Origin of the sequence: Arthrobacter sp. WCS2018Hpa-7 (genome assembly GCF_031843805.1) — a bacterium.
Lineage (GTDB): Bacteria > Actinomycetota > Actinomycetes > Actinomycetales > Micrococcaceae > Arthrobacter.
Window position 1 is genome coordinate 16,225 of sequence record NZ_JAVTJB010000019.1, and the last position, 24,983, is coordinate 41,207.

Here is a 24,983-nt window from a genome sequence, read left to right on the forward strand (position 1 = left end):
GCGTCTAAGATGACGGCATGGACCCACTCTCGCAGTTCCTCACGGGTCCTCGGGCGCAGGCGGCATTCGCCCTCCGCGTGGTGATGGATCCGCCCTTCGCCATTGACGTCCAGGACCAGGCCGCCCTGACGGTGATCGTCGTGGTGAGCGGGGAAGCATGGATCTCTGCGGACGGTGCTGAACCTCAACTCATCCTGCAGGGTCAGGCGGCGACAGTCCGTGGGCCGGAACCCTATATCGTGGCTGATGCTCCCGGCAGGGAAGCCACGGTGGTCATCGATGCCGACCAGTCCTGCCACACCCCCAGCGGCGAAAAGTTGGAGCTCACGTTTTCCCGGGGTGTGCTGACGTGGGGCAACAGCGCCGTCGGCGAGACAGTCCTGCTGATCGGCACATACCAGTCGCCGGCGGCCGTGGGCCAGTTGGTCACGTCAGCGTTGCCCAGGCTGGCGGTCTTCGGGGAGGAAGACCTCGACGGCGGCCTGTTGGGGATGTTGGAACGCGAACTCACGCATCAACGGCCGGGACAGGAAAGCGCGCTGGACAGGCTCCTGGATCTTCTCCTGCTGAATTTGGTGCGTGCCTGCGTGGACCGGGGAGACGCACTTCAGGGAACGTGGGCAAACGCGTCCCGGGAACCCGTCGTTGCCCAGGCTCTCGAACTCCTGCACCAGGAGCCGGCGGTGCCGTGGACCGTGGCCGGGCTCGCGCTCAGATGCCACGTCTCCAGGGCCACCATGGCCGCCCGCTTCCGTGCCGCCGTCGGGCAGTCACCTATGGCGTATCTCAGCGCCTGGCGACTGGCGCTGGCTGCCGACAGCTTGGCCTCCAGCAATGCGACTACGGCAATCATCGCGGAGGAGGTTGGCTACAGCAATGCGTTCACGTTCAGTGCCGCGTTTTCGCGGGAATACGGCGTCAGTCCGAGCGGCTACCGGCGGTCCGCACAAGCGGCAAGCAGTCGAATGGAAGGCGCGGGTAAATCATCTACCGGGGACCGCCGCCGGTGAGTGTCGCGAAATGTAGCATCTGAAAGAGGCGGCCAATAACCGTGCACTTCGGAGAAAGCGGAACACCATGTCACCCAGTCCCGATGGAATCGCCACTACCGTCAGCAAGGCGTTCAGCCGCACCACACAGGTGTCCACCACCGTCAACGCCAGCCTAGCCACCGTGTGGAAGTTGCTGACCACGGCATCGGACTATCCGCGGTGGAACTCCACGATCGTTTCGATGGAGGGCGAGATCAAACCCGGATCAACCATTCAGCTGGTCTCCACGCTGGATCCCAACCGCACGTTTAAGCTCAAGGTCAAGGAATTCGAGCCCTCCAGCCGGCTGGCCTGGGGTGATGCGATGGGAACCCGCGTCTATACGCTCACCGAAACCAATGGCGGGGGGACCCTGTTCGAGATGAACGAGCGCATCGGCGGGCCGATATTCCCGCTATTTGCCAATAAGATCCCGTCGTTCGACGCCAGCTTTGAACAGTTTGCCGCCGACCTGAAGGCTGCCGCCGAGAACACTGACTGACTGAAGGGACCGGGGCCCTTGACTAAATAACTGAGTGAACTCATAATTGAGTTAAGTCAGTTAATCGATCATTGGAGAACCCCCATGAAAGCCTTCGTCCTCAACCAGTACAAGGAACCCCTGCAGCAGGTCGACGTCCCGGAGCCCATGCTCGGGGACCACGATGTGCTGGTTGAGGTTCACGCAGCCGGCCTGAACCAGCTGGACGAGAAGATCCGGTTGGGCGAGTTCAAGCAGATCCTCCCGTACAAGCTGCCGCAGGTTCTTGGCCATGATGTGGCCGGTGTTGTCCTGAAGGTGGGGCCGAAGGTGCGGTCCTTCACGCCCGGCGACGAGGTCTTTGCGCGCCCCGGCAAAGACAGCATCGGCACGTTCGCGGAGCGCATTGCCGTCGCCGAGGAAGATCTGGCCATCAAGCCGGCCACCATCAGCATGGAGGAAGCGGGTTCGCTTCCGCTGGTGGCTTTGACCGCGTGGCAGGCGCTGGTGGAGCGCGGCAACGTTGGCCCCGGCCAGAAGGTCTTCATCCATGCTGGCGCCGGGGGAGTGGGCTCCATCGCCATCCAGCTCGCCAAGTACCTGGGCGCCACCGTGGCCACCACGGTCAGCGCAGGAAACAAGGACTTTGCCCGTGAGCTCGGCGCCGACGTGGTCATTGACTACCGTACCGAGGACTTCGTGGAGATCCTCCATGACTACGACCTCGTCCTGGACAGCCTTGGCGGCGAGAACCTGGAGCGGTCCCTGAAGGTCTTGAAGAAAGGCGGCAAGGCTATCGGCATTGCGGGACCGCCGGATGCCGGCTTCGCCCGTCAGCTGGGTGGAAACCCTGTGCTGCTGGGTGCGATGACGCTGCTGAGCTCGGGCATCCGCCGCAAGGCCCGCCGCCTGGGTGTCACCTACGAATTCCTCTTCATGCGCGCCGACGGCGGCCAGCTGAGGGAAATTGCGGCACTTATCGACGCTGGTGAGATCAAGCCGGTACTGGGACGCGTAGTGCCGTTCGATCAGACGGCCGATGTCCTGGCTGCCCTGGAAAAGGGCGGCGTCCGCGGTAAGACCGTCGTCAGTCATCTCTAACCCCAAACCAACACCCCGACAGGACAAACATCATGAGCAGTGAACAACAGTCATATCTGCAGGTTCCAGCGAAGACAGTGACGACCGGCGGCGTCACGTACGCGTACCGGGAGATGGGGCCCAAGGGCGGGGTTCCAGTGGTCTTCCTGATCCACCTCGCCGGGACCATGGACAACTGGGATCCGCGCATCATTGATCCCATCGCCGCGAAGCACCACGTCATTACCTTCAGCAACCGCGGAGTGGGTGCGTCCACTGGAAGCGTTCCGGACAGCATCGAAAGCATGGCCGACGACGCCGCTGCCTTCATCCAAGCCCTTGGCTATCCGCAGGTGGAGCTCTTCGGATTCTCCCTCGGCGGCATGATCGCCCAGGCGCTGATCCTCAAGCACCCGGGGCTTGTTCGCAAACTGGTGCTCGCCGGCACGGGCCCTGCAGGGGGCGAAGGCATCCAGAACATCATCGGAATCACCTACTACGACATCCTCCGGGCCACCCTGACCCGGCAGGACCCCAAGGAGTTCCTGTTCTTCAACAGGAACGCGGACGGTAAGCCTGCTGCCCGGGCCTTCATCAATCGCCTCAAGGAACGCACCACCAACCGCGAGGCACCTTTCAAGCTCGGCGCATTCCAGACGCAACTGAAAGCCATCCGCCGGTGGGGATTGTCGCCGTCGGCCGATTTGGGTGTCATCACCCAGCCGACGCTGATCGCCAACGGTGACAACGACCGCATGGTGCCCTCGGTGCTTTCGAACGATATGCACCGCCGGATTCCGGGCAGCGAACTGGTCATCTACCCCGACTCCGGGCACGGTGGCATCTTCCAGTTCCATGACAGGTTTGTCCCTGTAGCCCTCGAATTCCTGGGCCGCTGATGTGGCGCCCGCCGATGCTTCGGCCCGCTGAAACCTCAGCCCGCTGATACGGTAGCTAAATGCAGCCTGCGCCCCAGACCCTTGGCCGACGTGAGCGGAATAAGCAGGAGAAGCTTGACCGCATCACGGCGGCAGCCCGTGAGCTTTTCACCCAGTACGGAGTGGATGAGGTCACCACCCAGCAAGTAGCTGAAAAGGCCGACGTCGGTTCGGGAACCTTGTTCCTGTACGCCAAGACCAAGGCGGAGCTGCTTCTGCTGGTGCACAACGTCAAGTACGCCCAAGCGCTGACCAAGGGAGTAGACGCAGCAGCCGCTGAAACTGAGGTGGTTGATGCGGTGATGGCCATCATCCGGCCCATCATCGAATGCAACCGCGTCCAGATCGAGAACGGCCGCACCTACCTGAAGGAAATCGTCTTCGGGGATCCCGCCGAGCCGCACCACGCAGAAGCGCTGTCTCTGACCATGCGCACGGAAGAAGCCATTGCCGACCTCGTGGGCCGCGACGAGCAACTGCTTGCCCGTGACCCCGCCAAGCTGGCACGGATCATCTCCGCGATCATGTTCATCAGCATGACGTCCTCGGCCACCAAAGAACTGACAGACGCCCAGGTTGGCGACGAGATCCGGGATCAGATCAGCGTGCTCCTGGGCGCCTGACTTCTTAGCTTTGGCGGTCCTTAGCGGTTGAGGAAGGCCTCGTGCTGGCGGTGGGCTTCGGTCACTTGCTCGCGGATCTTGTCCACGTCCTTGGCCTTGTTCCGATACTTGAGTGGCATCTGGACTATCTGCGCTTCCTCGGCGGTCAGCGCACGGTAGATGCGTTCGCGCTCGTTGGCGTCCGCGGTGTAGTCGAGGTCCAGGTAGTCGACGGCGTGGCGGCGGGCGTTGTTGATGGCCGTCTGGGCCTTGCCCGCTGGGCTGATCAGTGAGAGCACCACGGTGACGATCAGGACACCGATGATCACGCTCAAGGAGAGGCCGGTGGTGATCTCGATGACGTTGACGTGCTCGCCGTCGTTGATGAACGGCAGGTTATTCTCGTGCAGGGCGTGGAGGATTAGCTTGACGCCGATGAACGCGAGGATGGCTGCCAGGCCGTAGGAGAGGTAGATGAGGCGGTCCAGCAGGCCGTCGATCAGGAAGTAGAGCTGGCGCAGGCCCATCAGTGAGAACGCCGTGGCGGTGAAGACGATGAAGACGTTTTGCGTGAGGCCGAAGATTGCAGGGATGGAGTCAAGCGCGAACAGGATGTCCGTGCCGCCGATGGCCACCATTACCAGGAGCATGGGAGTCAGGGCACGCTTGCCATTCACGATAGTGAAGAGCTTGTCGCCGTCGTACTTATCCGTAGTGTGGAAGAGCTTTTTGGCGAGCCGGATGATGAAGTTGTTGGCTTGGCCGTCCCCGTGGTCGCCGGGCTTGAGCAGGTTGCCTGCCGTGAGCAGCAGGATGAGGCCGAAGATGTAGAAGACCCACGCGAACGAGTTGATCAGCGCCGCGCCCAGGAAAATGAAGCCGGTGCGGGCGATCAGCGAGAACACGATGCCGAAGAGCAGGACCTTCTGCTGATCCTCACGAGGCACCCTGAAGCTCGCCATGATGATCAGGAACACGAACAGGTTGTCGACCGAGAGGGCCTTCTCCGTGATGTAGCCGGCGAAGTACTCGGACCCCATTTGGCCGCCGCCGAAGATCAGGACGAGGATGCCGAAAACTATCGCGAGTCCCACATAAATGGAGGACCAGATGGCCGCTTCCTTGAGCGAGGGGACGTGTGCCTTGCGGATGTGGAAGAAGTAGTCGAAGGCCAGAAGCGCCAGAATGACGACGATGGTGATGCCCCAGATGAGGGGAGAGACTGTCATATGATCCTGCTTTCGTGAGGCGCGCGAGTGGTGTTGCTCACCGAGGGTCAAACTCTTTGTCTAAATTTACCGGGAGTGGTGGGGCGGGCGCTAACTAGAACGTCATGGGAAAGTACTTGACAATATGGAAAGTACTTTCCTAGAGTGGGCTTATTGATCCGCACAACTTTGGGGGAACCATGAACGAGACCACCGGCAACATGTCAGCAGCTGAAGCACGCGAACTCCTTGCGAAAGCCGACTCAGTGGGTGCTACATCCATCAACGCAGCGGCTTGGCCCGTGGCCGTCACGTTTACCAGCCTCGCCATCATGGGTTCACTGCTCATGATCGGGATGCACATCGTGCTTGTAACTGGCTACGGAGCCCCTTTGTTGGCCTGCTCCGTGGGTGCCTGGGGTGCCATCACCGCGTGCATCTGGCCCATGTTCCAGCGGTCCACCAAAGCCGGTTTCACCAAGCGCTTCCTGACGTCCCTGCTCGGGTACTTCGCGCTGTACGTCGTGGCCCTAGTGGTTGGTGCATACTTCTTCCGCGACGGAAACCTGTGCTTCTACATCCCGGCCGCTATCGCCTTGGCTGCCATTGGCCTGGCCGCCGCCTTCCGCGAGCTGCGCGCATGAGCACGCCGGCGGAACACCCGCGCCACCAGCTCAACGAGGTAGTGCACTCTCCGGTCCGTTTCTCCATCATGGCTGCACTGGCAAAGGCGGAGTCGTTGGACTTCAAGGACCTGCGTGACGCCATACAGGTCAGCGACTCTGTATTGAGCAAGCAGCTTTCGATTTTGGAGAAGGCCGAGTTCGTGAAGATCAAGAAAAGCTTCGCCGGGAAGTTTCCGAGGACTTCCGCCAACCTGACGGCCGCGGGGCGTGAAGTTTGGGCGGCGCACTTGCAAACGCTGCGGGACATTGCGGGCGGCTGAGGGTTTGAGGCGTTAGTGCACGACGGCGGCCCGCCGGGTTGAGTGCCAACGGCGGGGCATGCGCGTCCGCTCATGCTTGGGACGTGCCATTGCCCAGCATCCGGATCGACAGCCGCCATACTGGGGCAATGACATCATCCCCTGTTGCCGGCGGTACGAACCCACGGGTTAGAGCTGCAATATTCGTTGACTTCGACAACGTATACATAGGTCTTAAAGCCTTGGACCCCGGTGCTGCTGAGCGCTTTGCAACGGATCCAGGGCAATGGCTGGACGCCATTACGGAAGCCGACGAATCAGGTGGAAAGAACGTCAGATTCCTCATCAGGAACTGCTATCTGAATCCAACTGTCTATGCCAAATACCGGACGTTCTGGACTCGTGCGGGCTTCAAGGTCATCGACTGTCCGTCGCTCACACAGCAGGGCAAGAGCAGCACCGACATCAACCTGGTCCTGGACGCGGTGGATGTGCTGGCCGGGGCTGCCCACGTCGAAGAGTTCTTCATAGCTTCGGACGACGCTGACTTCACTTCTTTGGTCCAGCGGTTCCGGGCCGCTGATCGGCGAACCACCGTCATTGTTGCCGGACCCGTTGCCGCCGCTTATCGGCAAATGGCGGACACCATCATCCAGTCGCATGATTTCCTGGCCCTGTTGAGTGGAACCGACACTTCGGCAGCAGCAGTCGCTCCCTCCACTGCCCAGTCGAAGAAAACGGATACTGCGGCCAAGAAGTCCTCGGGCCTCTCGACGGCTGCAGCTGCTGTGCGTGACTTGGTCACGACTGCGGCCGGGCCCATCAAGTCTGCCGTGGTGGCCCAACGCGCACTGAGCGCTAACTCATCGTTGTCCACTGATTGGGACGGACACGGTAAGTTTGGCGCCTGGGTAGCTCGGGTCGACGATCGGATTGAGTTCGCGCCTGTGCCGTCTCCTGGCTGGGTGTGGGACTCGAAGCGCTTCTCGCAGGCCGACCTCCCTTCAGAGCCAGAATCTACAGAAGCATTCGAGAAGCAGATTGCACGAGTCACGGACATCCCCGCGCTGTCGGCACCTCAGTACAGGCAGGTTTTGGTCTCCTTGGCCAGCAAGTTGAAGGAGACCACCAATCGCAACGAGCTGGCAAAAATGGTCCGCGACGAATGCTTGGCGGCAGACATTCCCGTGGCACGGTCTGCGGTCAACTACCTTATTCAGGGACTTATTTACGCCAAGGTCAATCTCTCAGACGCACTGACTGAAGCTGAGCTGGCTAGCGCGTGGGTAGGGCACGTCGAAGGCATGTGCCGTGTTGCGGGTCTGCAACTGGATAGCAAAGAGGTCGAGAAGCTCACGGCGTGGACCAGCGGAGGCCTGATCCCGGTTGCCCCTAAACCTTAGGCTGCGCTGATGTCCCGAAGATGCGAGCCCAATCTGCGTTCGGTGCTTCGTACATTGGTCCGCCCAAAACCCTGATTGTGCCCCATACGTGGTGGTTCTTCGGAAAGCTCTTTTACGGCCCCGCCTGAGCGGGCGGGTTCAGTTTCCGGGGACCAATTCCCACTGGTCCTCGTTGTGCGGCTGGTGCCAGAACTGCCGTGGGCCCTCCGTTTCGCGGGCCACGTCCGTGAGCCAGAAGGTGCTGCCAGGATCCCACCCCGCGATGACGGTTGCGGTGTCTTCGTCTGTTTGTAGGGCACGGCCGGCAGCGCTGAGGTAGCCGGCGACAGTGAGGTGAACGGCATCCCACGTGCTGGCCGCTTGCTCCCAGTCGGGGATGACCCAGCGGCCATGGCGGCCGGTGGTGCGGAACCAATCGTGACGACGGGATGCTGTGACTTCCAACGGGAACGCCCGGCACAGGTTAATCCAGTCTTCTTCTGTGGTGATCTCCAAAATCCTGCCTGTTCCGGCGACGGGGATAACCGTGGCTTCCTCCCACCCGAGGGAATCTTCAACCAGGCTGAGCCCGTCGGGGATCCGTGCCACAGTGTGAATCAGCCCGTGAGGGATCGACCACCATTCGCCACTGAAGTTGGCGTGAGGGTCTTGCGGCCGTTCCTTGGCCGCGCGGATTTCCTCGGCACGTTCCTTTCGTGCCCACTCGAACAGGGTGTGCTGCGGGTTTCGGGGGAGCTGCGTGGGATCGTCCGCTGAGCGCCAGTCGATGGCCCACTGCGCGGGTTGTGCCTTCTGGTCCCACCACTGCGTTGCGGGTTTTCCTTCCAGGCTCTTGGCGATATGCGCCAGGGACTCTGTGATTTCCTGGGTGGCGGCGAGGAAGTCCTCCCCTTCGGGCTCCTGCCAGTATCTGGCGGTGTCAACTGCGCGCTGTAGGGCGTGTTGAACCAGCTCGTCAGTGACACCTTTGAGGTCCAGGGACGTGATCATGCCCGCGAGCTCACCCATGGTCGACTCCGGTAGTGGAGGCGGCGCCTCGCCGGAGGGATTCATGGTCAACATCCTTCGTGACCTTCCAGCGCCAGGATCCAGGTTGTATCCGAGGTGGAAGACGGCGATCCGGACGTCCTGGTCCATTTCCATCGCGAGTTCAAGGCAGAGGCGACGGCCACGAGGCCCACTTAGCAATTGCTCGATGTCCGGCTCCATATTCTCATCCTTGCAGCTGATAACCCTGGCACGCTGAATCACGACGCCGGAACCCGCCTTGGCTGCCGGCAGCTTGCCTGACGCTTGAACATGCTTTCAATGAGGTTACTGTGTGTCCAAACCCCAAGTTGTGAGACCGCCGCCGGGGCAAGAAACCAAGAGCAATCCCTCTGGCCCATTGAGCGTCCAGGCTTCGTACTGTTCATCTGGCGAAACCTCAACGGTGCTACCGTCGGCGAAGTCGACATGTAGGTTTCCGCGGTCGTCAGCGAACCCCGCCGTGACTGAGGAGCGTGCGATCGAGAGTGCAGGCCCCAGCTGGGAAGGGTCTCCGGCGGGATTAAGGCGCTGACTTAGGCCGGAAGCTGACTTGTAAATGAACTCATTCTCGACCCTGAGGACAATGCCGCCCTCCGTGTGGATGCTGAAGGCATAGTCGACCATGCAACGGACAACGTCGTCCGGTCCGGATGTCGTTGGCCATGTCCAAAGCACATGTGAGGGCTTCATTGGCTTGCCGCTCATGGTCGCATCCACTTCTGAATCTCCGGTTCCGCTGCGTCCATAAAACGAATGACCACCTGCCTGGCGTCGGGTTCCCCACCCCACCCGTCGTAGGCATCATATGCGTCATCTAGTTCAACCAACTCTTGCGCGATGAGGTGTCCTTCGTGACCGACAACCCGGTGTGCCCACGACGCGAGTTCCCGTACAGGGATGGTTCCCTCGATGGCTCGGCTGGCGTAATGGTAAGCCGCCACAAGCTGGGCATCGTCTTGTGTCATGTCACCCGTCGCCACGTCAAGCTCCTTGAGAGCATCGTCGATGAGGACCCCAAGCTCGAACACGTTGATGTGAAGCGAAGCGCTGGCAAGCTCGCGAAGTGCCTGGCCGTCGTGCCCTTCGACCAGCGCATTCGTCGCGGCCGCGATGGCTGCTGTTGTCGCATCCTGCCGGATAATCCACGAAGCTCGTGCGGCAATCAGGGCGAGAGTAGCTGAGCCCAACGTCTAGAACGTCTTCCGCAAGCGCAAGCCACTACTCAAACCAGACAGGCGCGGCTTCGCGTAAAGCCACACGACAACGCCGAACAGCGGCACCACGAAGAACAGCAGCACCCACATGATCCGGGCAATTTGATCGAGACGCTCCTGCCGTAGGACATCGAAGATCGCCCAAATGTTCGCTCCCATGACGAACACCGCGGACAGTCCCGCCAGCGACGCCAAGACCCATTCCCACGCTTCCATGTCATCCCCCTGAACCAGCAGCTTCCGTCCAAAGTAGCACTCACGCTGCGGACGTACGACGCCGGGGCCCGCCTTGGTGCCTGCCGTTTAGTGGCGTTTCGGTTGGGTCAGATCAGCGCAGTCATGACGTTCCAGCCTTCCCCGATCTTCTTCCTGGGTTCGAGGTGACGACTGCCGACGCCGGGGTAGAGCCAGAGGTCTCCGTTGGCATCACGGGCGATGATCTGTGAGTAACCTGGGTAGTTGCCGTCGAATCTGCCGGTGGCGATGATGGCCGTCATGGCGTTCCAGCCTTCGCCTACCTGCGTGCGGGGCAGCCACCCGCCCTTGCCGTCGCCGGGGTAGAGCCACAGCCGTCCGCCGGTGTCGCGGGCCATGACGTCCCGTTTGCCGTCCTCGTTGAAGTCACCGCGGCCGATCAGGGCTGTCATCACGTTCCAGCCGACGCCGATTTGGCTCCGGGGTTTCCAGCCGCCGGCGTGATCGCCGGGGTACAACCAGAGCCGGCCTTCAACGTCTCGGGCGATGACGTCCGCACAGTAGTCGCCGTCGAAGTCGCCAGGACCCATGATGGCGGTCATGGCGTTCCAGCCGACGCCAACCTTGGTTCGTGGTTTGAGGTACCCGGCGCCCGTTCCCGGGTAGAGCCAGAGATCGCCGTTGATGTCCCGGGCGAGAATGTCGTCGTTAAACTCGCTTTGGAATTTTCCGGCCCCGACTATGGCCGTCATTACGTTCCAGCCCTCGCCCATCTTGAAGGGCGGCTTCTTCCAACCGCCCTTGCCGTCGCCGGGGTACACCCATAGATCACCGGCGGTGTCGCGGGCCAGGACGTCGTCAAAGTAACTGGTGTTGATGTCGACGCGGTCCCAGTTATTTGTTGGGACGCTTGATGCGCGTATGCCCGGCTGGCCTGCCTGTGCTGGAAGGGCAGTTGCGCCGAAGAGCAGGGCCGCGACGGCGGCCAGAGTTGTCCCCACGAAAAGTGGGCGCCTTCGATTGTTGGGTGTTTTATGGCAGGAATTCTTGGTCGACCTTGATTGGAACATCACTGTTACCCCCAGTAGCAACGCGGTCATCAAACGATTCACCGGAGCATAGTCCTGTTGGATAGCTTTTGTTAGGGGTGGGAGGTTCGGCCGGTCCGTTACCGATCGCTGGGTAACGTTGCAGTCCGCATGTTCATACCTGTGCATTTCGTTGCCACAAACGCACACCCCGCAAGAAACTCCTTGAGGAAACCCACTCAATGAGGAGCCCCACTTGCACCCACAACCCATAGCCAGACGTCTGGCAGCAATAACCGCATCAACCGCCCTAACGGCAGCAGTGCTGGCAACCGGAATCGCCGCCAGCCCAAGCGCAGCCGCAGCAGAACTACCCCCGCCACCCACCGGCGTCGTCTATGCCAGCGACGTTCCGTGGTCGAGTATGACCAACGGTTGGGGACCGGCGGAACTGGACATGAGCAACGGTGGCCAAGCGGCGGGCGATGCGAATCGCCGGCCGTTGACCATCGGGGGCACTGTGTACCCGAAGGGCATTGGTACCCACGCGGCGTCGTCCATTACGTACAACCTCGGCGGGCAATGCCGGCAGTTCCTCGCCCAAGTTGGTGTGGACGACACTCAGGGTGACCGCGGTCGAGTGGACTTCAAGGTGGTGGTTGATGGCATCGAGCGCTTCGCAGGAGAGCGGAAGGGGACGGGCGGAGCCCTGCCCGTCAACGTGAACCTGCAGGGCGGCAGCACGCTGCAGCTCAAAGTGGAGACCGGCCCGGAGGGGAACGGCAACGATCACGCCGACTGGGCTGATGCCAAAATCAACTGCTCGGACGCGTTCATAGCAGCACCGCTGCGGGTCGAGGGCTCAGCCGGGACCAATCTCAACGGGCTGGTCCCCGGAACGCCGGCTACCGTCGTCGTGCGTGACCTTAAGCCGCTCAGCCCCGTCAGCCTGAACCTTCGCGGCGAAAAGGTGGCCGACGCCGTTGCTGACGCCACCGGGGCGGCCACCATCACCTTTGTGGTGCCGGCCGGAGCCGCAGGCGGGGCGACGGAACTGGTCGCCACCGGGACGGGACCCTTTGATGTGGTCAGCACGGGCAAAATCGGCGTGCTCATTGTTGAGATCAGCGATGAGAAATTCTACGTGGATTGCTCCGCCGTTGGTGCGGGCGACGGCAGCCAGGTCAGCCCCTTCAACTCAATAGCGCAGGTCAACGGCCACGGCGCATTCAACGCCGGTGAGTCGATCCTTTTCCGTGCAGGCACCAACTGCGTTGGTGCGCTGACCCCGGTAGGCACGGGTGTAGCCAACCATCCCATCACGCTCTCCAGCTACGGTGACGGTGCGAAGCCCACCATCAACGGTGGTGGTGCTGTAGCGGCCATCCAGATCACGAATGTCAGTCACTGGACCGTCAGTGGCCTGCATGTCGTGAATCCTTCGGACACTCCGGTCCGCAGGGTTGGGATCCTGTTTGAGAACAGCGGAACGGCACAAACTGCCGGAATTGTGGTCACGGGAAACCACGTGGAGGACGTGGCCGGGTGGCGGAACAAGGCCACGAACGGCGCTGGCTTCGCCCAGTCGGCCGGCATCGTGGTGCGTACGTGGGGCAAAGGGTCGGTGGACGGCATCACCATCACCGACAACGAGGTCAACGACGCCGCCGGCGGTGGCGTGAAAATCTCCGCCCCGGACACCACGGAGCGCTACAACACCAAGGTCTACGTTGCGCGCAACAAGATCCACGACGTGGGCGGCGACGCGATCGTGATCCATAACTCGGACGCGCCGCTGATTGAGTACAACAGCGGGCTCAACCTTGGCCAGGGCGCCCATCCATATGAGGGCGGCAACTTTGCCGGCATGTGGCCGTACAACTCCAAGAACCCGGTGTTCCAGTTCAACGTGGTGGGTAACAGCAGCACCTCGACCTACGACTCGACCGCCTGGGACTGCGACATGAAAATCGTGGGAACCTGCCTCTTCCAGTACAACTACTCCTACGGGAACGCCGGCGGCTTCTACCTCAACTGTGTGTCCAACTGCGGCGGCGGCGCAACCGCCGCGAACGTGGTCCTGCGCTACAACGTGGCACAGGACGACTGCCGTCTGGGCGGCAGCAGCAGCGGTACCGGCAAGCATTACATCTACAACAACACCTTCTACTGCCCTTCCCGTGTGTTTTTGGATGACATGACCGGCCCACGCGAGGTGCGGAACAACCTGTTTGTGGCACCGGGCGGCGTTCTTAAGTCCGCTGCTGCTGTGTATGCGAACAACGCGTACTTTGGCGGCATTGTCCCGCCCTCGGGAGAGACGGGGTCGGTGCTGGGCGATCCGCTGTTGGTGGCCGGAGGCAGTGGGCAGACCACGCTGGACGTTCCCGGGTACCGGCTTGCTTCCGGGTCGCCGCTCGTCGGTGCCGGTGTTGCTGTGGCCGACGACGGCGGCAGGGACTTCTTCGGTAACCCCACCTCTGGTGCCGGTTCCGTTGGAGCACCGAACATCGGGGCCCACCAGGGGTCTGGCGTTGCTGTTGCTCCTTTGCCTTTTGGTTCATTGGTGAATCAAACCTCCGTGGCAAATGCGGCTAATCCACGGAATGGAGCCGTTACTTCCGATCGCCGGACATTCTCGGAAGAGGCGTTGGCGGCCGCCGGGTTGGTGAGCGGAAAACCGTATTCGGCATTTGGCGTCTCGTCCGTGTGGCATCCGACGGCTGTGGGGACGCCGGATACGTTGAAAGCAGCTGGTCAGGAAGTGGCTCTGTCAGGACGCGGACGGACACTGTTGGTGACGGGGTTCTCCACCGGCAACGTGTCCTCCGGGGTTGCGACAGTTCACTTCACAAATGGGCAGCGCAGGACCGTGACAATTTCGCTGCCGAACTGGCTCTCCGGGGTTGCTACGGAGACTTCGGTGGTTGTGGCTTCCTCGGCCTATCACCAACGGCACACGCAGGCTTACATCGGTGGGCCGTCAACGGTAGTGCGGGTGGATGAGCCGGCACGTATCTTTGCCACGAAGATCGACATTCCACCGGCGTTTGAGGTGTCCAGCGTGACCTTGCCGCAGGGGAGCGCGCTGGTTAATGATGGGCTGAACATTATGGGTATTGCTGTGGGTAATGTGCCGCCGGGCTTGAGGTAGTCTCCTTGGTTGGTTGAAGGCCGAGTGTGGGATCCGCTGGGGGCGGGTCCCACATTTTGTTTCATCGTGGGGTGCCAATGAAGGCGGTGCCCGGAAGAGGCCATCCCGGCTCCCTCGCGAACCCCTAGACGCGGCTATCGGCCACTCATTTTTGGGTGTTTAGGCACCTAGTTTCGCTCTGACAACACCTAGTCAGGAGTATTTCGCCACCTAGTCGGCACATGGCGGGCGCACAATGTGCGGGTCAACAAAGACCGTTCTTCACTAGGAGGAAGCATGACGTCGGAGCAGGCAAACAGACATTTCGTGGCCTTCCAGCGCAAGCATCTGGTGAAAATGGCCAATGTGTAGGGCTAAACGGTTCTCTCTATGTCTGTCCTTGATTTTCGGCGCGGGCATATCATCCGTGGGTCTGGTCCCTGCACCGCTCGTGTACTTTGTTGGCCTCCTCCTTATGTGTCTCCTCATCGCTGCCACCAAGTACTACCGGCGTTGGCGATGGGTTCCACTTGGGGTGGGGTCGGCACGTGCGGCCGCTTTGGGCGTGGGGTGCGTGGCGGCGATGAGTGCGGCATCAATTTTCAGGGGAGGCGAATGGAGTTTCGTTGTCATTTCCATACTCAGCGTCGCGGGAACCGTTGGCATGTTCCACTGGCTAAGCAGACACGGGCGCTTCGTGAGCTCAAAGGGATCGGACCTCGCCTGAGTGCGAGGCCCGGTTCAGACCGCCTTCGTCATGAATGTACCTGCCGACCACGCGGCGCCCGATCGAAAGAGGGAATGATGAGCAAGGTTCCGCATCCGCTGCAAGTGGTGATGTTCTTCGTTATGGCCGTCATTTTCGCGACCTGGCAGCCGTTCGTCTGGTGGCGGGTGGGCGCTGCGGTTCTCATGCTGGGGTTTGGTTGCTACGGCCTTTATGTGTTGCGGCGGAGCAGGCGCAAGGAGTCCAGCCAGGAGCCGGGCGAGCTCGAGTGACCGGGAAGTTGATGATGGCCTGTGGACAGACGTCCGCGGGCCATCGCTTTGTTAAGGGGTGTTTTGGTCGGGGCGAAGGCGATTCTGCAAGTCGGGGTCACCCGAGCCGGCCACGAAGCCGAAGTCGTATTTTCCGTTCTCCGGTGGTAGCTCGCGCTCCAGTTTCATTGCCGTCGTGGGTGTGACCAGGGTTTTCGCGATTCCGCTTTCTGTATCAAAGGTGAAGGACCCAAAGATTGTCGGGTCAACGCGGTGCCTCAGCAGGAGCGTCGTGTCCGAGCCGTTCACTTCACAACCGACCGGGTGGTAGTCGTCCAGTTGCCGGCCCCATATGGGTAGGGAGAGCGGGAACGAGAGTTGGACAGCCTCAGGAAAAGAAAACGGGATGCGGTCAATGGAAAGGCCGTAAGGATCATCGACGCCGTCGGTCTGGATGATCAGTCTTCGGGGGTCGAAAGTTCGGGTGCGTCCGTCCGGCAGTTCCTTCGCGGTCCACATGAAAGCCCTCGGGTGCACCGAGACGGCATAACTCATCTGATAGTTGCCGCTTTGGAAATACGAGGTGCCGGTGTAGGCGCTTGCCTGTCCGCCGCCCAGCGCTTTTCCGATTGCGATCGCCAGCTGCTCAGAGGAAGTGTCCACCGCCTCATCCTCGCATGGGTGACGCTAGCCGCTTAGGAGGGTTCGCCGTCGTCGTTTGTCAGTAGGAACTTGCGCAGGAGATTCGCCAGCTGTGTCCGTTCGGTCTTGGATAAGCCTTCTAGCATCTTTTGCTGGTTCTCGACGTGGTGCTCCACCACGTCATCCACCAAGGCGAGTCCCTCGGGCGTGAGGCTGATGAGGAGTTGCCGGCGGTTCTCGGGGTTGGTCTCGCGATGAACCAGACCGCGCGATACCAGTCGATCCACCCGGTTAGTCATGGCCGCCGAACCGATCATGGTGAGGCTGGCTAGTCGGCCCGGCGTCAACGGCGCCTCGGCAGCCGACCTGCGCAGTGTCGCCAGGACGTCGAACTCCCAGGGCTCCAGCCCGAACTGGTTCATGAATTTCTGCACGTCCAGTGAGGCGAGGCGACTCGCCCTGTTGAGCCGGCCCAGAACGCCCATGGAGCTGACGTCGACGTCGGGTCGCTCCGTGTTCCACTGCTCAAGAATCATGTCCACTGCGTCGCGGTCCATCGTCCTCCAATGCTTGACCTCAAACAGTACATCACCTACATTGTCTTACATCAAATAGTTCGACATCGAAATGTATGGAAGTGAAAGATGAGTTCATCTGCAGCGGTTGCCAGCAAGGCGGGAGTTGCGTCGCCCAAGGCATCCCCTCGCGACCTCTTTATCACCGCCCTTGCCCCAATGGTCTGGGGTTCCACCTACTTGGTGACCACTGAGTTCCTTCCCGCCGACCGACCGCTCCTGGCTGCAACCGTGCGTGCCCTGCCAGCTGGGATCGTGCTCATGTTGGTCACCCGAACGTGGCCGCGGGGGAGTTGGTGGTTCAAAGCCGCGGCGCTGGGTGCGCTCAACATCGGGCTGTTCTTCTTTTTGCTGTTCTTCACCGCGTACCAACTGCCGGGTGGGCTCGCAGCGCTGGTCATGTCCATCCAGCCTTTGTTTGTGCTTTTTCTTGGCGTGCTGTTGCTGGGGGAGAGGATCCGCATGGCGCACATCATTGCCTGCGCGGTGGGAGCCGCGGGTGTCGGCTTGCTAGTGCTTCGATCCAACGCGACGCTGACTTTTGTGGGTGTGCTCGCCGGGATGGCGGCGGCGCTGAGCATGGCAGCCGGCATAGTCCTCACCAAACGTTGGGGAAGGCCCGACGGCGTGGGGCTGCTTGGGTTTACCGGCCTGCAGCTAGCGATGGGTGGGGTCATGCTGCTGCCCGTGACGCTGGTGGTTGAAGGGCTGCCGGGGTCGGTTTCGCTGCCTAACCTGGCAGGCTTCGCTTATCTCAGCGTCATCGGTGCGCTCACGGCCTACGCGGTGTGGTTCTGGGGTATCCAGCGGCTGCCGACGATGGTGGTGTCGTTCCTGGGATTCCTGAGCCCGCTTGTGGCTACGGTGCTGGGGTTTGTGTTCTTAGGGGAGTCGTTGTCGGGGTGGCAGTGGGTGGGTGCGGTGCTGGTGCTGGGGGCGGTGTTTTTGGTGCAGCGGCCGGGGGCTGCTGGCCCAAGTCTCCGGCAAAAGGCGGGGACGCTGGGGTGATTGCCGGAGCAGATGCTCGACTGCAAAAAGCAGGTGGTGGCGTCGTGCTGGGGACAAGTCAGAACAGCATGAGGATCTGCGCAGCTCTCCTATGAACTGACGTCCGCATCGTCCTGAACGTTCATGCCTAGCTTCTTGCCGTGCATCCAGAGGACGACGTCCATGGTGCGCAGTTGAGAAATTTGCAGGTCAATTCCGGATTTTTTCCGTATTGCCGTCAGCCTCTCAGGGAGCCCGCCTCCATCGCTCAGAGCAGTGTGCCAAGTCCGCCATTGAGTGTCATTGTTGTTCAGACCCATCAGCGGCCCCACCACAGAATCGTAGATAGGGACGAGGCGAGGGCGCTTCCGGGCCATTATCTTGCTCGCCGTAGTGGGCCCGATGCCCCACCGGTACGTGTCTGTGCCCCGCAGCAAACGCCAGAGTATGTTGGCAGGACTCAGAGCACCAAGGACGGTTTCGTACTCGTCGGCCGTAACAGCTGCCAGATCCAAGTCGGTCGGAATCTCTTCGAGCAGCCTCGCAACCTCCGCTCCACGTGTTTCAAGGAGCCCGATTATCGCGGGAGGTGGTACTTGCACCGATAGGAAAGAAACGGCGAGGAGATCATCTGCCGAGATGGCATTTGCCACCTCAACCCGGTCGCCTCCTCCGGCCCAGTCGTCGAAGCGACTGCCGGTCTGAGGGGCTCCGTGGCGGTAGAGCTTCGTGTAATACTCGCTGACGAGAGCAGCAGCCTCGTCCACGCGCGCAGGTGAGAGAATTTTCGGCAAGGCCATGGTCGAATCCTTAGTTTACGTTGTTTGCAAGGTTTGCGGGCCGCAGAAAGGCTCCGTGGTTGCGCTGTTCAGCTTTCCTACTGCTTGGGCCAGTAGGTAAAGGCGCTGATGTCGCCACGCTTTTTTGGAGGCGTCCGATAGCCGTACCTACCCACGACCTGGTCGTGCAACGGTCCGCTCAGAACAGGGTCCACGCTGAACCCACGGCGACCCGTTTCGGCGTCCAACTCCCAACTGCCCGGTCGGATTTGAAATAGGCCTCGAGTAACTCCGCGGTGGACGGCCACCACGTGTTTGACCCTCAGTCTCTCCACGGCTTTCGGATCGATACGCCACCATGCTCTTACCGAGTTACCGAGTTCAGCCGCGATTAGCGACTTATCGGAGGCGCTCAGCCATTCAGTTCGGAAACCATAGCCAGCGCGCGTTCCGCCATCAGGTAGAGGTTCCTCCAGATCTACCCACGGCTTTAGCGTAATAAGAAGAAGGGGAGGAGTTTGAGGAGCAAGCTGAGGAGCACCGAATTCCGCCACTATATTCGCCAACGTTTCTATTCCATGGCCCTTCGAGGATTCGCGCCGCTCATTGGTCAACTGGTCGAGGTTGGCCAGCGGGTGCAAGTCTGGTGCCGGCCGGAACAAGAATGTCGATAAGAGGTCTATGGCCGCTGCCTCCACTTGCGTGTACTCCGAGCCCATGCCATGTCGCAGTATCCAGATGCCTGGCTCGAATCCTGCCGCACGAATGTCCTGGATGGCTCGGATTTTGCGAGAATGCTCAACTGCTGTTTCGTCCTCGGACGAGGACAATGCTTCGGCTTCGAGCCCATGGTCGGCCACGCGAGTCCGCGAACCTTTGCCCACGTAGAAGGGTACTGACGTTCTTGGGTCCAGGAGCATGTACACGTAGTTGCCCAAGTGCTCGGCTACCTGTTCCAAGATCTTCGGGTCAATTTTCATGATCTGCCCTGTCTGTGTAGACCGCATCGGGGTCGAATCCCAAATTAGTGAGCGTCTTGCTGATGACACCCCATACTTCCGCGGTGGCCGGCGTTTGTTGCTGCCTTGCAAGTGCCAACAGATGCTGACGCAGTTCAACCTCGTCCGCGCTGAGGCCTTGTGTATAGGCGGGAGCAAGCAGATACGAGTGGTCGTCGGCGGCGTATGCAGCTGTCATGTCCAGGAAGATTTCCATGTCGCGGCCGGCCTCTTGAATGGCTGCGTCCCGTTCGTCCTTGCTTGTCGTCCCGTCGGGGAACGATCCGGCCATAGGGAGGATGTCGAGCTTGCCGGACCAAACCAGTCGTTGGTGCGGCTCCTCAAACAGGCTAAGAACCGTGCCCATCTGCTGCCTTTCCGGGCTGTGGCTCGGCAGGGCCCTTCGCACGTCGTGAACGATCTCGTGGAAATGGTCATCAGCAAGGCCAAAGCCGACGAACAGCAAGTGATGGGTCAGCAGATGTGCTTTCACCAGGGCGGACAAGGCCGCGCGACTGCTGTTAAAGCCGAGATAGTCGTCCCGGGTTAGCACGATTGTGTCCGGCTTGCTGACTGAGCCATGGAGCTTCAACAGCCACTCGCCGCCGACGCTCGGGACATTCTCCGGTAGTACAGTTCGCGGTTGTTGGGCGTCCCCGCACGCCATCTCGAAGAGGCGATCGTAATTAAGTGTGATGGCGCCAGCGGACGGCAGTGTTGCCAAGAGAGCCGGCGCCAGTCCATAACGAGGTAGATCGACGACGGTGGCAACCGCCTTTTCGAAATCCGCCCGGGAACCGTGCTGATCGATGTACATCTGCTCGAGGACGCTGGCGTGGTCCAGAGGCCCAAGCCTGTCAAAGTCGACGTTCGAGGCGTCCTTGAGGTCGATGCCATCGCGTAGGCGCTCCAGAAGTTGTCCCCACGTAGGAGCACCCGCACTGACGCTTACGCCGGCCCCCAAGAAGGGCACAAGGTGGCCGGCTTTCGCTTTGCCGCCTAGGGCAACGGCCTTGCCCTGAAGCTTCGGATTCAATGGTGTCCATCCGCGCCCCGCGGCATGCGCTTCACGGCGAAGTTTTTGGGCGAGAGAGAAAGCGGCCCGATCTTGAAGAAGCAGAACGATGTCCACTGAATAGCGCTCGCGCAGGTCTGAAGCGCAATCGAGAATATCTCTCAGCGCCGCGCCAAGATGTTGACCGGCGCCACCACCAGCAGTACCAAAAAACGGCATTGCCAGCAGAAGGTATGGTCTGTGCGAAGACGGCTCTCGAAGAGCGTCTGTTGCGGCTTTGACGAATGCTTCCAGTCGTTCGGCTACGACCTGTGGTCCCCAAGCCATGTTGTTGGGGACCGCCGTGAGTACCGGGAGCGGCGATGTTTGATCCCAGTCCTTTATGGCTTGGGCGAAGAGTCGGCCCGCTCGGAAGTCGTCTCCACATGACTCCGCCGCAAGGCGTTGAAGGTTTTCGTGGGCGCCGAGCCAATGCCGTCCAATGCTTAGAAAGGAATCCGTAGGAAGGAGCCAAGCATCGCATTCGAAGTTTAGGATGTCCGCCATCGTGACGAAAACATGGGGCGTGGTCATAGGGGAGTAACCTCCAAAAGCAAAAGAGTGAAGTGGGCGAGGGGTGGTCTCAACCGAGGGCGTCCAGGACGCCCTCACGACTGCCTTGGAATGTGGCATTGTGAAGGGCGCCAGACCCGTCATCCGAATCAAAACTTCGGGTTCCGAGCACGACTAGCACGTTCGGCCGTAGATTCCCTGCGGCGGGAAGCAGAACACCGTGTTCAAGCGTGGCTCCAACAAAGTTCATTCCCTAAGCGGCTAACTAGCATGGACTGATCGTAGTGCTCAGTATGTCCGGGATTGGCCTTTGCCGCGCCCAGCCAGCGGCCCCGTTGTAAACGCCGCATGCGGCCGCTTCCCACTCGGCAGCCCTGACGCCCAAGTAGCCACAAAGTGATGCAAAAGATGAGACATTGTGACTCTGTCAGCAGCTGGCGATAGCATCGGATTACACAATTTACAGGCACAATGACCTACCGAATATGGGGATCAAATGGGGGCGCAGCAGTACTCAGATAAAGACGTCGACACGATGGCCGACACGCTTGCTGCGTTGGTGGCCGGAGGGATGACACTGCAGGGAGCCCAGACTGCTCTGGCCTATGCCCCGGAGGGTCTTGTACATGAAGCACGACTCCGCTATGAAAAAAGATTGAACCTCATCAGAGAGATTCCAGACCCTGGGATCTTGGCTGAGATTGAGCGGAAGAGGGGATTCTGGTACTCAGGTCCTCGTCGTGAAGACGTCGTCTGGCCTACCCTGAAGGCAAGATTGCTAGAGGAACTTCCGGAGGCCGCAGTTGCTGGCGTGGACGCAGCATCCTCAAAGGTCATTGGATTAGGGAGTCCTCCGGGCAAGGAATCAATCAGAACCCGTGGACTCGTTCTGGGCTATGTGCAGAGTGGCAAAACAACGAACTTCATGTCTGTGGTGGCGAAGGCTGCTGATGTTGGTTATCGACTCATTATCGTGCTGACTGGAACGACAGAGAACCTGCGCACTCAGACGCAGGATAGAATTGACGAATATTTAATAAGCCCGTGCACGCCGATTTTACATCCACTTACGTCAGTTGATGCAGATTTCAGTGCAACGACAACCGCTGACGCAATTCTAAATTCCCAGTCACTCCGTTCAATCGCCGTCGTGAAAAAAACCCCGCACGTCTACGCAGGTTGCATAGATGGATCAAGACGGCTTCTGCGACAACACTTCAAAATTGTCCAATTCTCATCATTGACGATGAGGCAGATCAAGCATCCATTGATGTTGGAACGTCGCGACAATCAACAATTAATGGTCTAATTCGCGATCTTTTGTCAAATCCGAAGGCTGCATATATTGCATATACTGCAACGCCATTTGCGAACCTGCTTATCGACCCGCGTGTTGAACAGGACTTATACCCTAGGGACTTCATTGTTGATTTACCGCGACCAGCAGGCTATTTTGGTGCGGAGCGAATTTTTGGACAGATGAATAATGTTGACATCGATAATGTAGTTGATGATGGTCTCGACGTTGTCAGAATGATGGATGAGGATGAGGTTGATTCGGTTCGACCGCCACGCAACAAGAGTTTGTTGGAGGAGTGGACTCCGGATATTCCTCAAGCAATGGACTCCGCAATCCGCTGGTTCCTCCTGGCCACAACCGCCCGACGATTGCGTGCAGGCAATGTCGCGCATTCCTCGATGCTGATACACACATCGATGTTGGCGGCCGCACACGAGAAAACTGCCGAGGCCGTAGTTGACTTTCTGGACACAGTACGCTCAGAGCTGGCCAATGAAGCAAGTGCAGAAGAGGTCTTTCGCAGGCTTTGGGAAGAAGAGACAGATCGGGTGATGGCAGAATCATTCGGGAATAGGCGCATATCCTTCGATGAGATGCTCCCTCACCTCATAGCAACCGCACGTGAAACGAAAGTCATAGTTGACAATTATCAATCGACCGACCGTCTGAAGTATGACAAAAAGCATCCGCAAACTGCCATCGTAATTGGTGGCAACACTCTGTCGCGGGGGTTGACACTCGAGGGCCTAGTCTCCAGCTACTTTGTCCGCGCATCGTCGGCGTACGACACCCTGCTTCAGATGGGTCGTTGGTTTGGATACAGAGCCGGCTACGAGGACCTCATCCGAATTTGGATGAGCGCTGAGCTCAAAAACTGGTTCTTGATGTTGTCTATCGTGGAGGCGGAGATACGAGAAGAGATTGCGGTGTACGAGGTTGAAGGTAAAACTCCAGCCGAACTGCCGGTCAAAATCCGGACACACCCGCAAATGTCGGTGACATCGGCCGCCAAAATGCGATCAGCTGCGAAGGCTCAAGTAAGTTATTCCGGCCGCCGGGTCCAAACGATCATGTTTAAGGAAGACGACTCCAGATGGCTTCAAAACAATATTGATGCAACGAGACGACTGTTCGAAAGGCTTATCACCGAAGGGCATGCGGAGTCTGAGCTCCCGGGGATACGACGTGGATTCGCCGATGTATCCGCGGCCGATGTTCTCAGCTACCTGGATTCGTATAAAATTCACGAGGCTTCGAAGTCGATCGATAAGGACGCCATAAGACGCTACATTCAACAAGAACACGCAGCGGGTGATTTAGTACGATGGAACGTTGTTATTATGGAACCCTTGACTGGTGAAGGTGAGCTGGACTTAGGGCTTGGTGGAAAAGTTCGTCTTTTACGCCGCAAGAAGATGTACATTCCCACTAGTGATGGTACGGCCAACCTAAAGGCAATCGCTTCGACCTCCGACCGAATTGCAGACTTGGAAGTAGGTCTTGACCTTGTCCGACAATCCTTGGGATTGAAAGCAAGCGATCAGCTTTCTGACCGGCGGCTGCTTCAATACAGACAGCTACGCGAGACCAACCGCATCGGCGTCCTCTGCGTCTACCCGATTGCCAAAGAATCAGGGCTAGGTCGAAAGGGAGACTCCTTGCAACGAATCGAGAACGGCAGGGCACCCCTGTTTGCTGCTGACCACGTCATAGGCCTCTGTTTCATGTTTCCAGAATCGCGCAATCCCAAGTCTGCAGTTGACTATGTTGCGGCGCCCGTGGACGCCGAGTATCTCGAGTCACTTGAAGATGAGCTCAGGTTAGCCGATGAGTTGGATGAGGCTAAGGCCGTCGAAGACGAGAAGGTAAAGGGATGAGAGAGACATCCGGTTCCATATATGACTACCTAGCTAAAGATATTTCCAATGCCGGTAAGTTTCATTCTAGGAAAACCGGCGTCGTTGCCGCACACGGCGACGTTCTCCATGCAGTAGATACCGAGGGGCGTCCGACTGTGCTTGTCCCAATAGGTCAGTCAAATGACGGCCCGGTTACATGGCAGAGCAAGTCCCTCAAATTGCAGAACTTGGATCTCGCTATAGGGGACTCTCAGCGCCCGTTTGTCGTTCTCAGGTGCTTGGTTTCGAACCTGAACCATCAGTTCGGGCTCCTTGTGGACGATATCTTGGATGCCATTGAACTGGAGCCTGGCCGTGCGGCCAATGCCGTGAGTAGATCGCTTAATCGGTGGAGAAATTTGTTCGAAGATGACCGGGGCGCAGTGCTCGGTCCTGCACAGCTGGCCGGCCTGCTGGCCGAGCTGACGTTTCTCGGTGACTTGGTGGAAGTCCATGGACCCGCGACGATTTCAGCTTGGAAAGGACCCGAAGGGAACCGACACGACTTCGCTTTCAAGGGCAGTTCTGTGGAAGTTAAGGCGACCACAAACCACAACAACTTAGTCGTAACCATACACGGGGGACGACAACTGTCCGGGCCTGACTCCGGAGACCTTTACCTACGGGCATTTCAACTCGAACCATCGCCAAACGGCACGTCGGTACCCGAAAAAATTGACCAGCTCATTGAATTGGGGGTCTCGCGAAACGAGCTGCTCATGGCACTACGAGGAGTGAACTACTATGACGCGGACTCGTTGGCATACGTAGAAACGAGGTTTGTCCTGCTTACAGGCAAGACCTACTTGGTAGACAGCTGCTTCCCCCGGATCACGGCAGAGACTGTGTTCCCTGAAGGAACGATTGAACGTCTGAGCAATATTTCCTACTCCATCGACTTGGGCCAGCTCAAGCACATAGATCTCGACGTGCGTAAGCTCGAACCGGTCATCACGGGGGCCTCGTGAAGCTCTCGCTTTACAGACAGCAGT

General features: G+C 59.6%; 26 protein-coding genes. 14 read left to right on the top strand and 12 right to left on the bottom strand.

The window, feature by feature from the left end; all coding sequences use genetic code 11:
- Positions 1-17: 17 nt before the first annotated feature.
- The 5 genes from RQH14_RS17800 (at position 18) to RQH14_RS17820 (ending at position 4,153) form a co-directional block, all read left to right on the top strand.
- Positions 18-1,010 carry an AraC family transcriptional regulator gene (locus RQH14_RS17800; protein ID WP_311214466.1) on the top strand — a complete coding sequence of 331 codons (993 nt, stop codon included), beginning with the start codon at positions 18-20 and terminating at the stop codon, positions 1,008-1,010.
- A 67-nt stretch (positions 1,011-1,077) separates the two neighbouring features.
- Positions 1,078-1,533: an SRPBCC domain-containing protein gene (locus RQH14_RS17805; protein ID WP_311214467.1), complete on the top strand. Its 456-nt coding sequence runs from the start codon at positions 1,078-1,080 to the stop codon at positions 1,531-1,533.
- Positions 1,534-1,617: 84 nt separating this feature from the next.
- Positions 1,618-2,613, top strand: a complete 996-nt coding sequence (locus RQH14_RS17810; RefSeq protein WP_311214468.1) for an NADP-dependent oxidoreductase — start codon at positions 1,618-1,620, stop codon at positions 2,611-2,613.
- 32 nt (positions 2,614-2,645) lie between these two features.
- Entirely contained in the window at positions 2,646-3,491 is an 846-nt protein-coding gene (locus RQH14_RS17815) for an alpha/beta hydrolase (protein ID WP_311214469.1), read from the top strand.
- Between the two features lie 59 nt (positions 3,492-3,550).
- Positions 3,551-4,153: a helix-turn-helix domain-containing protein gene (locus RQH14_RS17820; RefSeq protein ID WP_311214470.1), complete on the top strand. Its 603-nt coding sequence runs from the start codon at positions 3,551-3,553 to the stop codon at positions 4,151-4,153.
- Between the two features lie 20 nt (positions 4,154-4,173).
- Here RQH14_RS17820 and RQH14_RS17825 read toward each other — a convergent pair whose 3' ends face one another.
- Positions 4,174-5,361, bottom strand: coding sequence for a TerC family protein (locus RQH14_RS17825; RefSeq protein ID WP_311214471.1), 1,188 nt, complete (start codon positions 5,359-5,361; stop codon positions 4,174-4,176).
- Between the two features lie 179 nt (positions 5,362-5,540).
- Between RQH14_RS17825 and RQH14_RS17830 the strand changes: the two genes are divergently transcribed.
- The 3 genes from RQH14_RS17830 to RQH14_RS17840 all read left to right on the top strand — a co-directional run bounded on the left by RQH14_RS17830 (position 5,541) and on the right by RQH14_RS17840 (position 7,668).
- Positions 5,541-5,984 (top strand): hypothetical protein, encoded by a 444-nt coding sequence (locus RQH14_RS17830; protein WP_311214472.1) that lies wholly within the window; start codon positions 5,541-5,543, stop codon positions 5,982-5,984.
- The gene (locus RQH14_RS17835; protein ID WP_311214473.1) at positions 5,981-6,286 is read left to right on the top strand and encodes a transcriptional regulator; all 306 of its coding nucleotides are present in this window, start codon (positions 5,981-5,983) and stop codon (positions 6,284-6,286) included. The genes RQH14_RS17830 and RQH14_RS17835 overlap by 4 nt, the downstream gene beginning before the upstream one ends.
- 128 nt (positions 6,287-6,414) lie before the next feature.
- A complete protein-coding gene (locus tag RQH14_RS17840; protein ID WP_311214474.1) occupies positions 6,415-7,668 on the top strand; it encodes an NYN domain-containing protein in 1,254 nt (417 codons plus the stop codon).
- Positions 7,669-7,806: 138 nt separating this feature from the next.
- Here the strand turns inward: RQH14_RS17840 and RQH14_RS17845 are convergent, their stop codons facing one another.
- From RQH14_RS17845 to RQH14_RS17860, 5 genes are all read right to left on the bottom strand, one after another.
- The gene (locus RQH14_RS17845) at positions 7,807-8,877 is read right to left on the bottom strand and encodes a hypothetical protein (protein WP_311214475.1); all 1,071 of its coding nucleotides are present in this window, start codon (positions 8,875-8,877) and stop codon (positions 7,807-7,809) included.
- Positions 8,878-8,982: 105 nt separating this feature from the next.
- The gene (locus RQH14_RS23160; protein ID WP_396136324.1) at positions 8,983-9,402 is read right to left on the bottom strand and encodes a DUF6188 family protein; all 420 of its coding nucleotides are present in this window, start codon (positions 9,400-9,402) and stop codon (positions 8,983-8,985) included.
- Positions 9,399-9,884 carry a hypothetical protein gene (locus tag RQH14_RS17850; protein ID WP_311214476.1) on the bottom strand — a complete coding sequence of 162 codons (486 nt, stop codon included), beginning with the start codon at positions 9,882-9,884 and terminating at the stop codon, positions 9,399-9,401. The genes RQH14_RS23160 and RQH14_RS17850 overlap by 4 nt, the downstream gene beginning before the upstream one ends.
- Positions 9,885-9,887: 3 nt before the next feature.
- A complete protein-coding gene (locus RQH14_RS17855; RefSeq protein WP_311214477.1) occupies positions 9,888-10,127 on the bottom strand; it encodes a PLDc N-terminal domain-containing protein in 240 nt (79 codons plus the stop codon).
- A 107-nt stretch (positions 10,128-10,234) separates the two neighbouring features.
- The gene (locus RQH14_RS17860) at positions 10,235-11,107 is read right to left on the bottom strand and encodes a VCBS repeat-containing protein (RefSeq protein ID WP_311214478.1); all 873 of its coding nucleotides are present in this window, start codon (positions 11,105-11,107) and stop codon (positions 10,235-10,237) included.
- A gap of 283 nt (positions 11,108-11,390) precedes the next feature.
- Here RQH14_RS17860 and RQH14_RS17865 point away from each other — a divergent pair, with 283 nt between their 5' ends.
- Complete coding sequence (locus RQH14_RS17865; RefSeq protein ID WP_311214479.1) at positions 11,391-14,288, top strand: NPCBM/NEW2 domain-containing protein; 2,898 nt, start codon at positions 11,391-11,393, stop codon at positions 14,286-14,288.
- 483 nt (positions 14,289-14,771) lie between these two features.
- Here the strand turns inward: RQH14_RS17865 and RQH14_RS17870 are convergent, their stop codons facing one another.
- Complete coding sequence (locus RQH14_RS17870; RefSeq protein ID WP_311214480.1) at positions 14,772-14,900, bottom strand: hypothetical protein; 129 nt, start codon at positions 14,898-14,900, stop codon at positions 14,772-14,774.
- Between the two features lie 168 nt (positions 14,901-15,068).
- On the opposite strand from RQH14_RS17870, the gene RQH14_RS17875 reads away from it, so the two are divergent.
- Entirely contained in the window at positions 15,069-15,266 is a 198-nt protein-coding gene (locus RQH14_RS17875; protein ID WP_311214481.1) for a hypothetical protein, read from the top strand.
- A gap of 51 nt (positions 15,267-15,317) precedes the next feature.
- On the opposite strand, the gene RQH14_RS17880 is transcribed toward RQH14_RS17875, so the two are convergent.
- Both RQH14_RS17880 and RQH14_RS17885 read right to left on the bottom strand, forming a co-directional pair.
- Complete coding sequence (locus RQH14_RS17880; protein ID WP_311214482.1) at positions 15,318-15,908, bottom strand: hypothetical protein; 591 nt, start codon at positions 15,906-15,908, stop codon at positions 15,318-15,320.
- A 32-nt stretch (positions 15,909-15,940) separates the two neighbouring features.
- On the bottom strand, positions 15,941-16,444 hold the full coding sequence (locus RQH14_RS17885; protein WP_311214483.1) for a MarR family transcriptional regulator: 504 nt from the start codon (positions 16,442-16,444) through the stop codon (positions 15,941-15,943).
- A gap of 87 nt (positions 16,445-16,531) precedes the next feature.
- On the opposite strand from RQH14_RS17885, the gene RQH14_RS17890 reads away from it, so the two are divergent.
- Positions 16,532-17,470, top strand: a complete 939-nt coding sequence (locus RQH14_RS17890; RefSeq protein ID WP_311214484.1) for an EamA family transporter — start codon at positions 16,532-16,534, stop codon at positions 17,468-17,470.
- An 89-nt stretch (positions 17,471-17,559) separates the two neighbouring features.
- Here RQH14_RS17890 and RQH14_RS17895 read toward each other — a convergent pair whose 3' ends face one another.
- The 3 genes from RQH14_RS17895 to RQH14_RS17905 form a co-directional block, all read right to left on the bottom strand.
- Positions 17,560-18,249: a DUF6308 family protein gene (locus RQH14_RS17895; protein ID WP_311214485.1), complete on the bottom strand. Its 690-nt coding sequence runs from the start codon at positions 18,247-18,249 to the stop codon at positions 17,560-17,562.
- A gap of 77 nt (positions 18,250-18,326) precedes the next feature.
- On the bottom strand, positions 18,327-19,208 hold the full coding sequence (locus RQH14_RS17900; protein WP_311214486.1) for an LEM-3-like GIY-YIG domain-containing protein: 882 nt from the start codon (positions 19,206-19,208) through the stop codon (positions 18,327-18,329).
- Entirely contained in the window at positions 19,198-20,814 is a 1,617-nt protein-coding gene (locus RQH14_RS17905; protein WP_311214487.1) for an SIR2 family protein, read from the bottom strand. The genes RQH14_RS17900 and RQH14_RS17905 overlap by 11 nt, the downstream gene beginning before the upstream one ends.
- 475 nt (positions 20,815-21,289) lie before the next feature.
- Between RQH14_RS17905 and RQH14_RS17910 the strand changes: the two genes are divergently transcribed.
- From RQH14_RS17910 to RQH14_RS17920, 3 genes are read left to right on the top strand one after another with little or no spacing between them, the layout of a single operon-like run.
- Positions 21,290-22,102 (top strand): hypothetical protein, encoded by an 813-nt coding sequence (locus RQH14_RS17910; RefSeq protein ID WP_311214488.1) that lies wholly within the window; start codon positions 21,290-21,292, stop codon positions 22,100-22,102.
- 11 nt (positions 22,103-22,113) lie between these two features.
- Positions 22,114-23,970 (top strand): Z1 domain-containing protein, encoded by a 1,857-nt coding sequence (locus RQH14_RS17915; RefSeq protein WP_311214489.1) that lies wholly within the window; start codon positions 22,114-22,116, stop codon positions 23,968-23,970.
- Entirely contained in the window at positions 23,967-24,959 is a 993-nt protein-coding gene (locus tag RQH14_RS17920) for a PD-(D/E)XK motif protein (protein WP_311214490.1), read from the top strand. Before RQH14_RS17915 ends, RQH14_RS17920 begins: the two co-directional genes overlap by 4 nt.
- Positions 24,960-24,983: the final 24 nt, after the last annotated feature.

Bases quoted from the DNA above. Each gene is read 5' to 3' on its own strand.
- RQH14_RS17800 (WP_311214466.1), top strand. From the start codon at position 18: ATGGACCCACTCTCGCAGTTCCTCACGGGTCCTCGGGCGCAGGCGGCA.
- RQH14_RS17805 (WP_311214467.1), top strand. From the start codon at position 1,078: ATGTCACCCAGTCCCGATGGAATCGCCACTACCGTCAGCAAGGCGTTC.
- RQH14_RS17810 (WP_311214468.1), top strand. From the start codon at position 1,618: ATGAAAGCCTTCGTCCTCAACCAGTACAAGGAACCCCTGCAGCAGGTC.
- RQH14_RS17815 (WP_311214469.1), top strand. From the start codon at position 2,646: ATGAGCAGTGAACAACAGTCATATCTGCAGGTTCCAGCGAAGACAGTG.
- RQH14_RS17820 (WP_311214470.1), top strand. From the start codon at position 3,551: ATGCAGCCTGCGCCCCAGACCCTTGGCCGACGTGAGCGGAATAAGCAG.
- RQH14_RS17825 (WP_311214471.1), bottom strand. From the start codon at position 5,361: ATGACAGTCTCTCCCCTCATCTGGGGCATCACCATCGTCGTCATTCTG.
- RQH14_RS17830 (WP_311214472.1), top strand. From the start codon at position 5,541: ATGAACGAGACCACCGGCAACATGTCAGCAGCTGAAGCACGCGAACTC.
- RQH14_RS17835 (WP_311214473.1), top strand. From the start codon at position 5,981: ATGAGCACGCCGGCGGAACACCCGCGCCACCAGCTCAACGAGGTAGTG.
- RQH14_RS17840 (WP_311214474.1), top strand. From the start codon at position 6,415: ATGACATCATCCCCTGTTGCCGGCGGTACGAACCCACGGGTTAGAGCT.
- RQH14_RS17845 (WP_311214475.1), bottom strand. From the start codon at position 8,877: ATGGAGCCGGACATCGAGCAATTGCTAAGTGGGCCTCGTGGCCGTCGC.
- RQH14_RS23160 (WP_396136324.1), bottom strand. From the start codon at position 9,402: ATGAGCGGCAAGCCAATGAAGCCCTCACATGTGCTTTGGACATGGCCA.
- RQH14_RS17855 (WP_311214477.1), bottom strand. From the start codon at position 10,127: ATGGAAGCGTGGGAATGGGTCTTGGCGTCGCTGGCGGGACTGTCCGCG.
- RQH14_RS17870 (WP_311214480.1), bottom strand. From the start codon at position 14,900: ATGACAACGAAACTCCATTCGCCTCCCCTGAAAATTGATGCCGCACTC.
- RQH14_RS17875 (WP_311214481.1), top strand. From the start codon at position 15,069: ATGATGAGCAAGGTTCCGCATCCGCTGCAAGTGGTGATGTTCTTCGTT.
- RQH14_RS17885 (WP_311214483.1), bottom strand. From the start codon at position 16,444: ATGGACCGCGACGCAGTGGACATGATTCTTGAGCAGTGGAACACGGAG.
- RQH14_RS17890 (WP_311214484.1), top strand. From the start codon at position 16,532: ATGAGTTCATCTGCAGCGGTTGCCAGCAAGGCGGGAGTTGCGTCGCCC.
- RQH14_RS17895 (WP_311214485.1), bottom strand. From the start codon at position 18,249: ATGGCCTTGCCGAAAATTCTCTCACCTGCGCGCGTGGACGAGGCTGCT.
- RQH14_RS17900 (WP_311214486.1), bottom strand. From the start codon at position 19,208: ATGAAAATTGACCCGAAGATCTTGGAACAGGTAGCCGAGCACTTGGGC.
- RQH14_RS17905 (WP_311214487.1), bottom strand. From the start codon at position 20,814: ATGACCACGCCCCATGTTTTCGTCACGATGGCGGACATCCTAAACTTC.
- RQH14_RS17910 (WP_311214488.1), top strand. From the start codon at position 21,290: ATGGGGGCGCAGCAGTACTCAGATAAAGACGTCGACACGATGGCCGAC.
- RQH14_RS17920 (WP_311214490.1), top strand. From the start codon at position 23,967: ATGAGAGAGACATCCGGTTCCATATATGACTACCTAGCTAAAGATATT.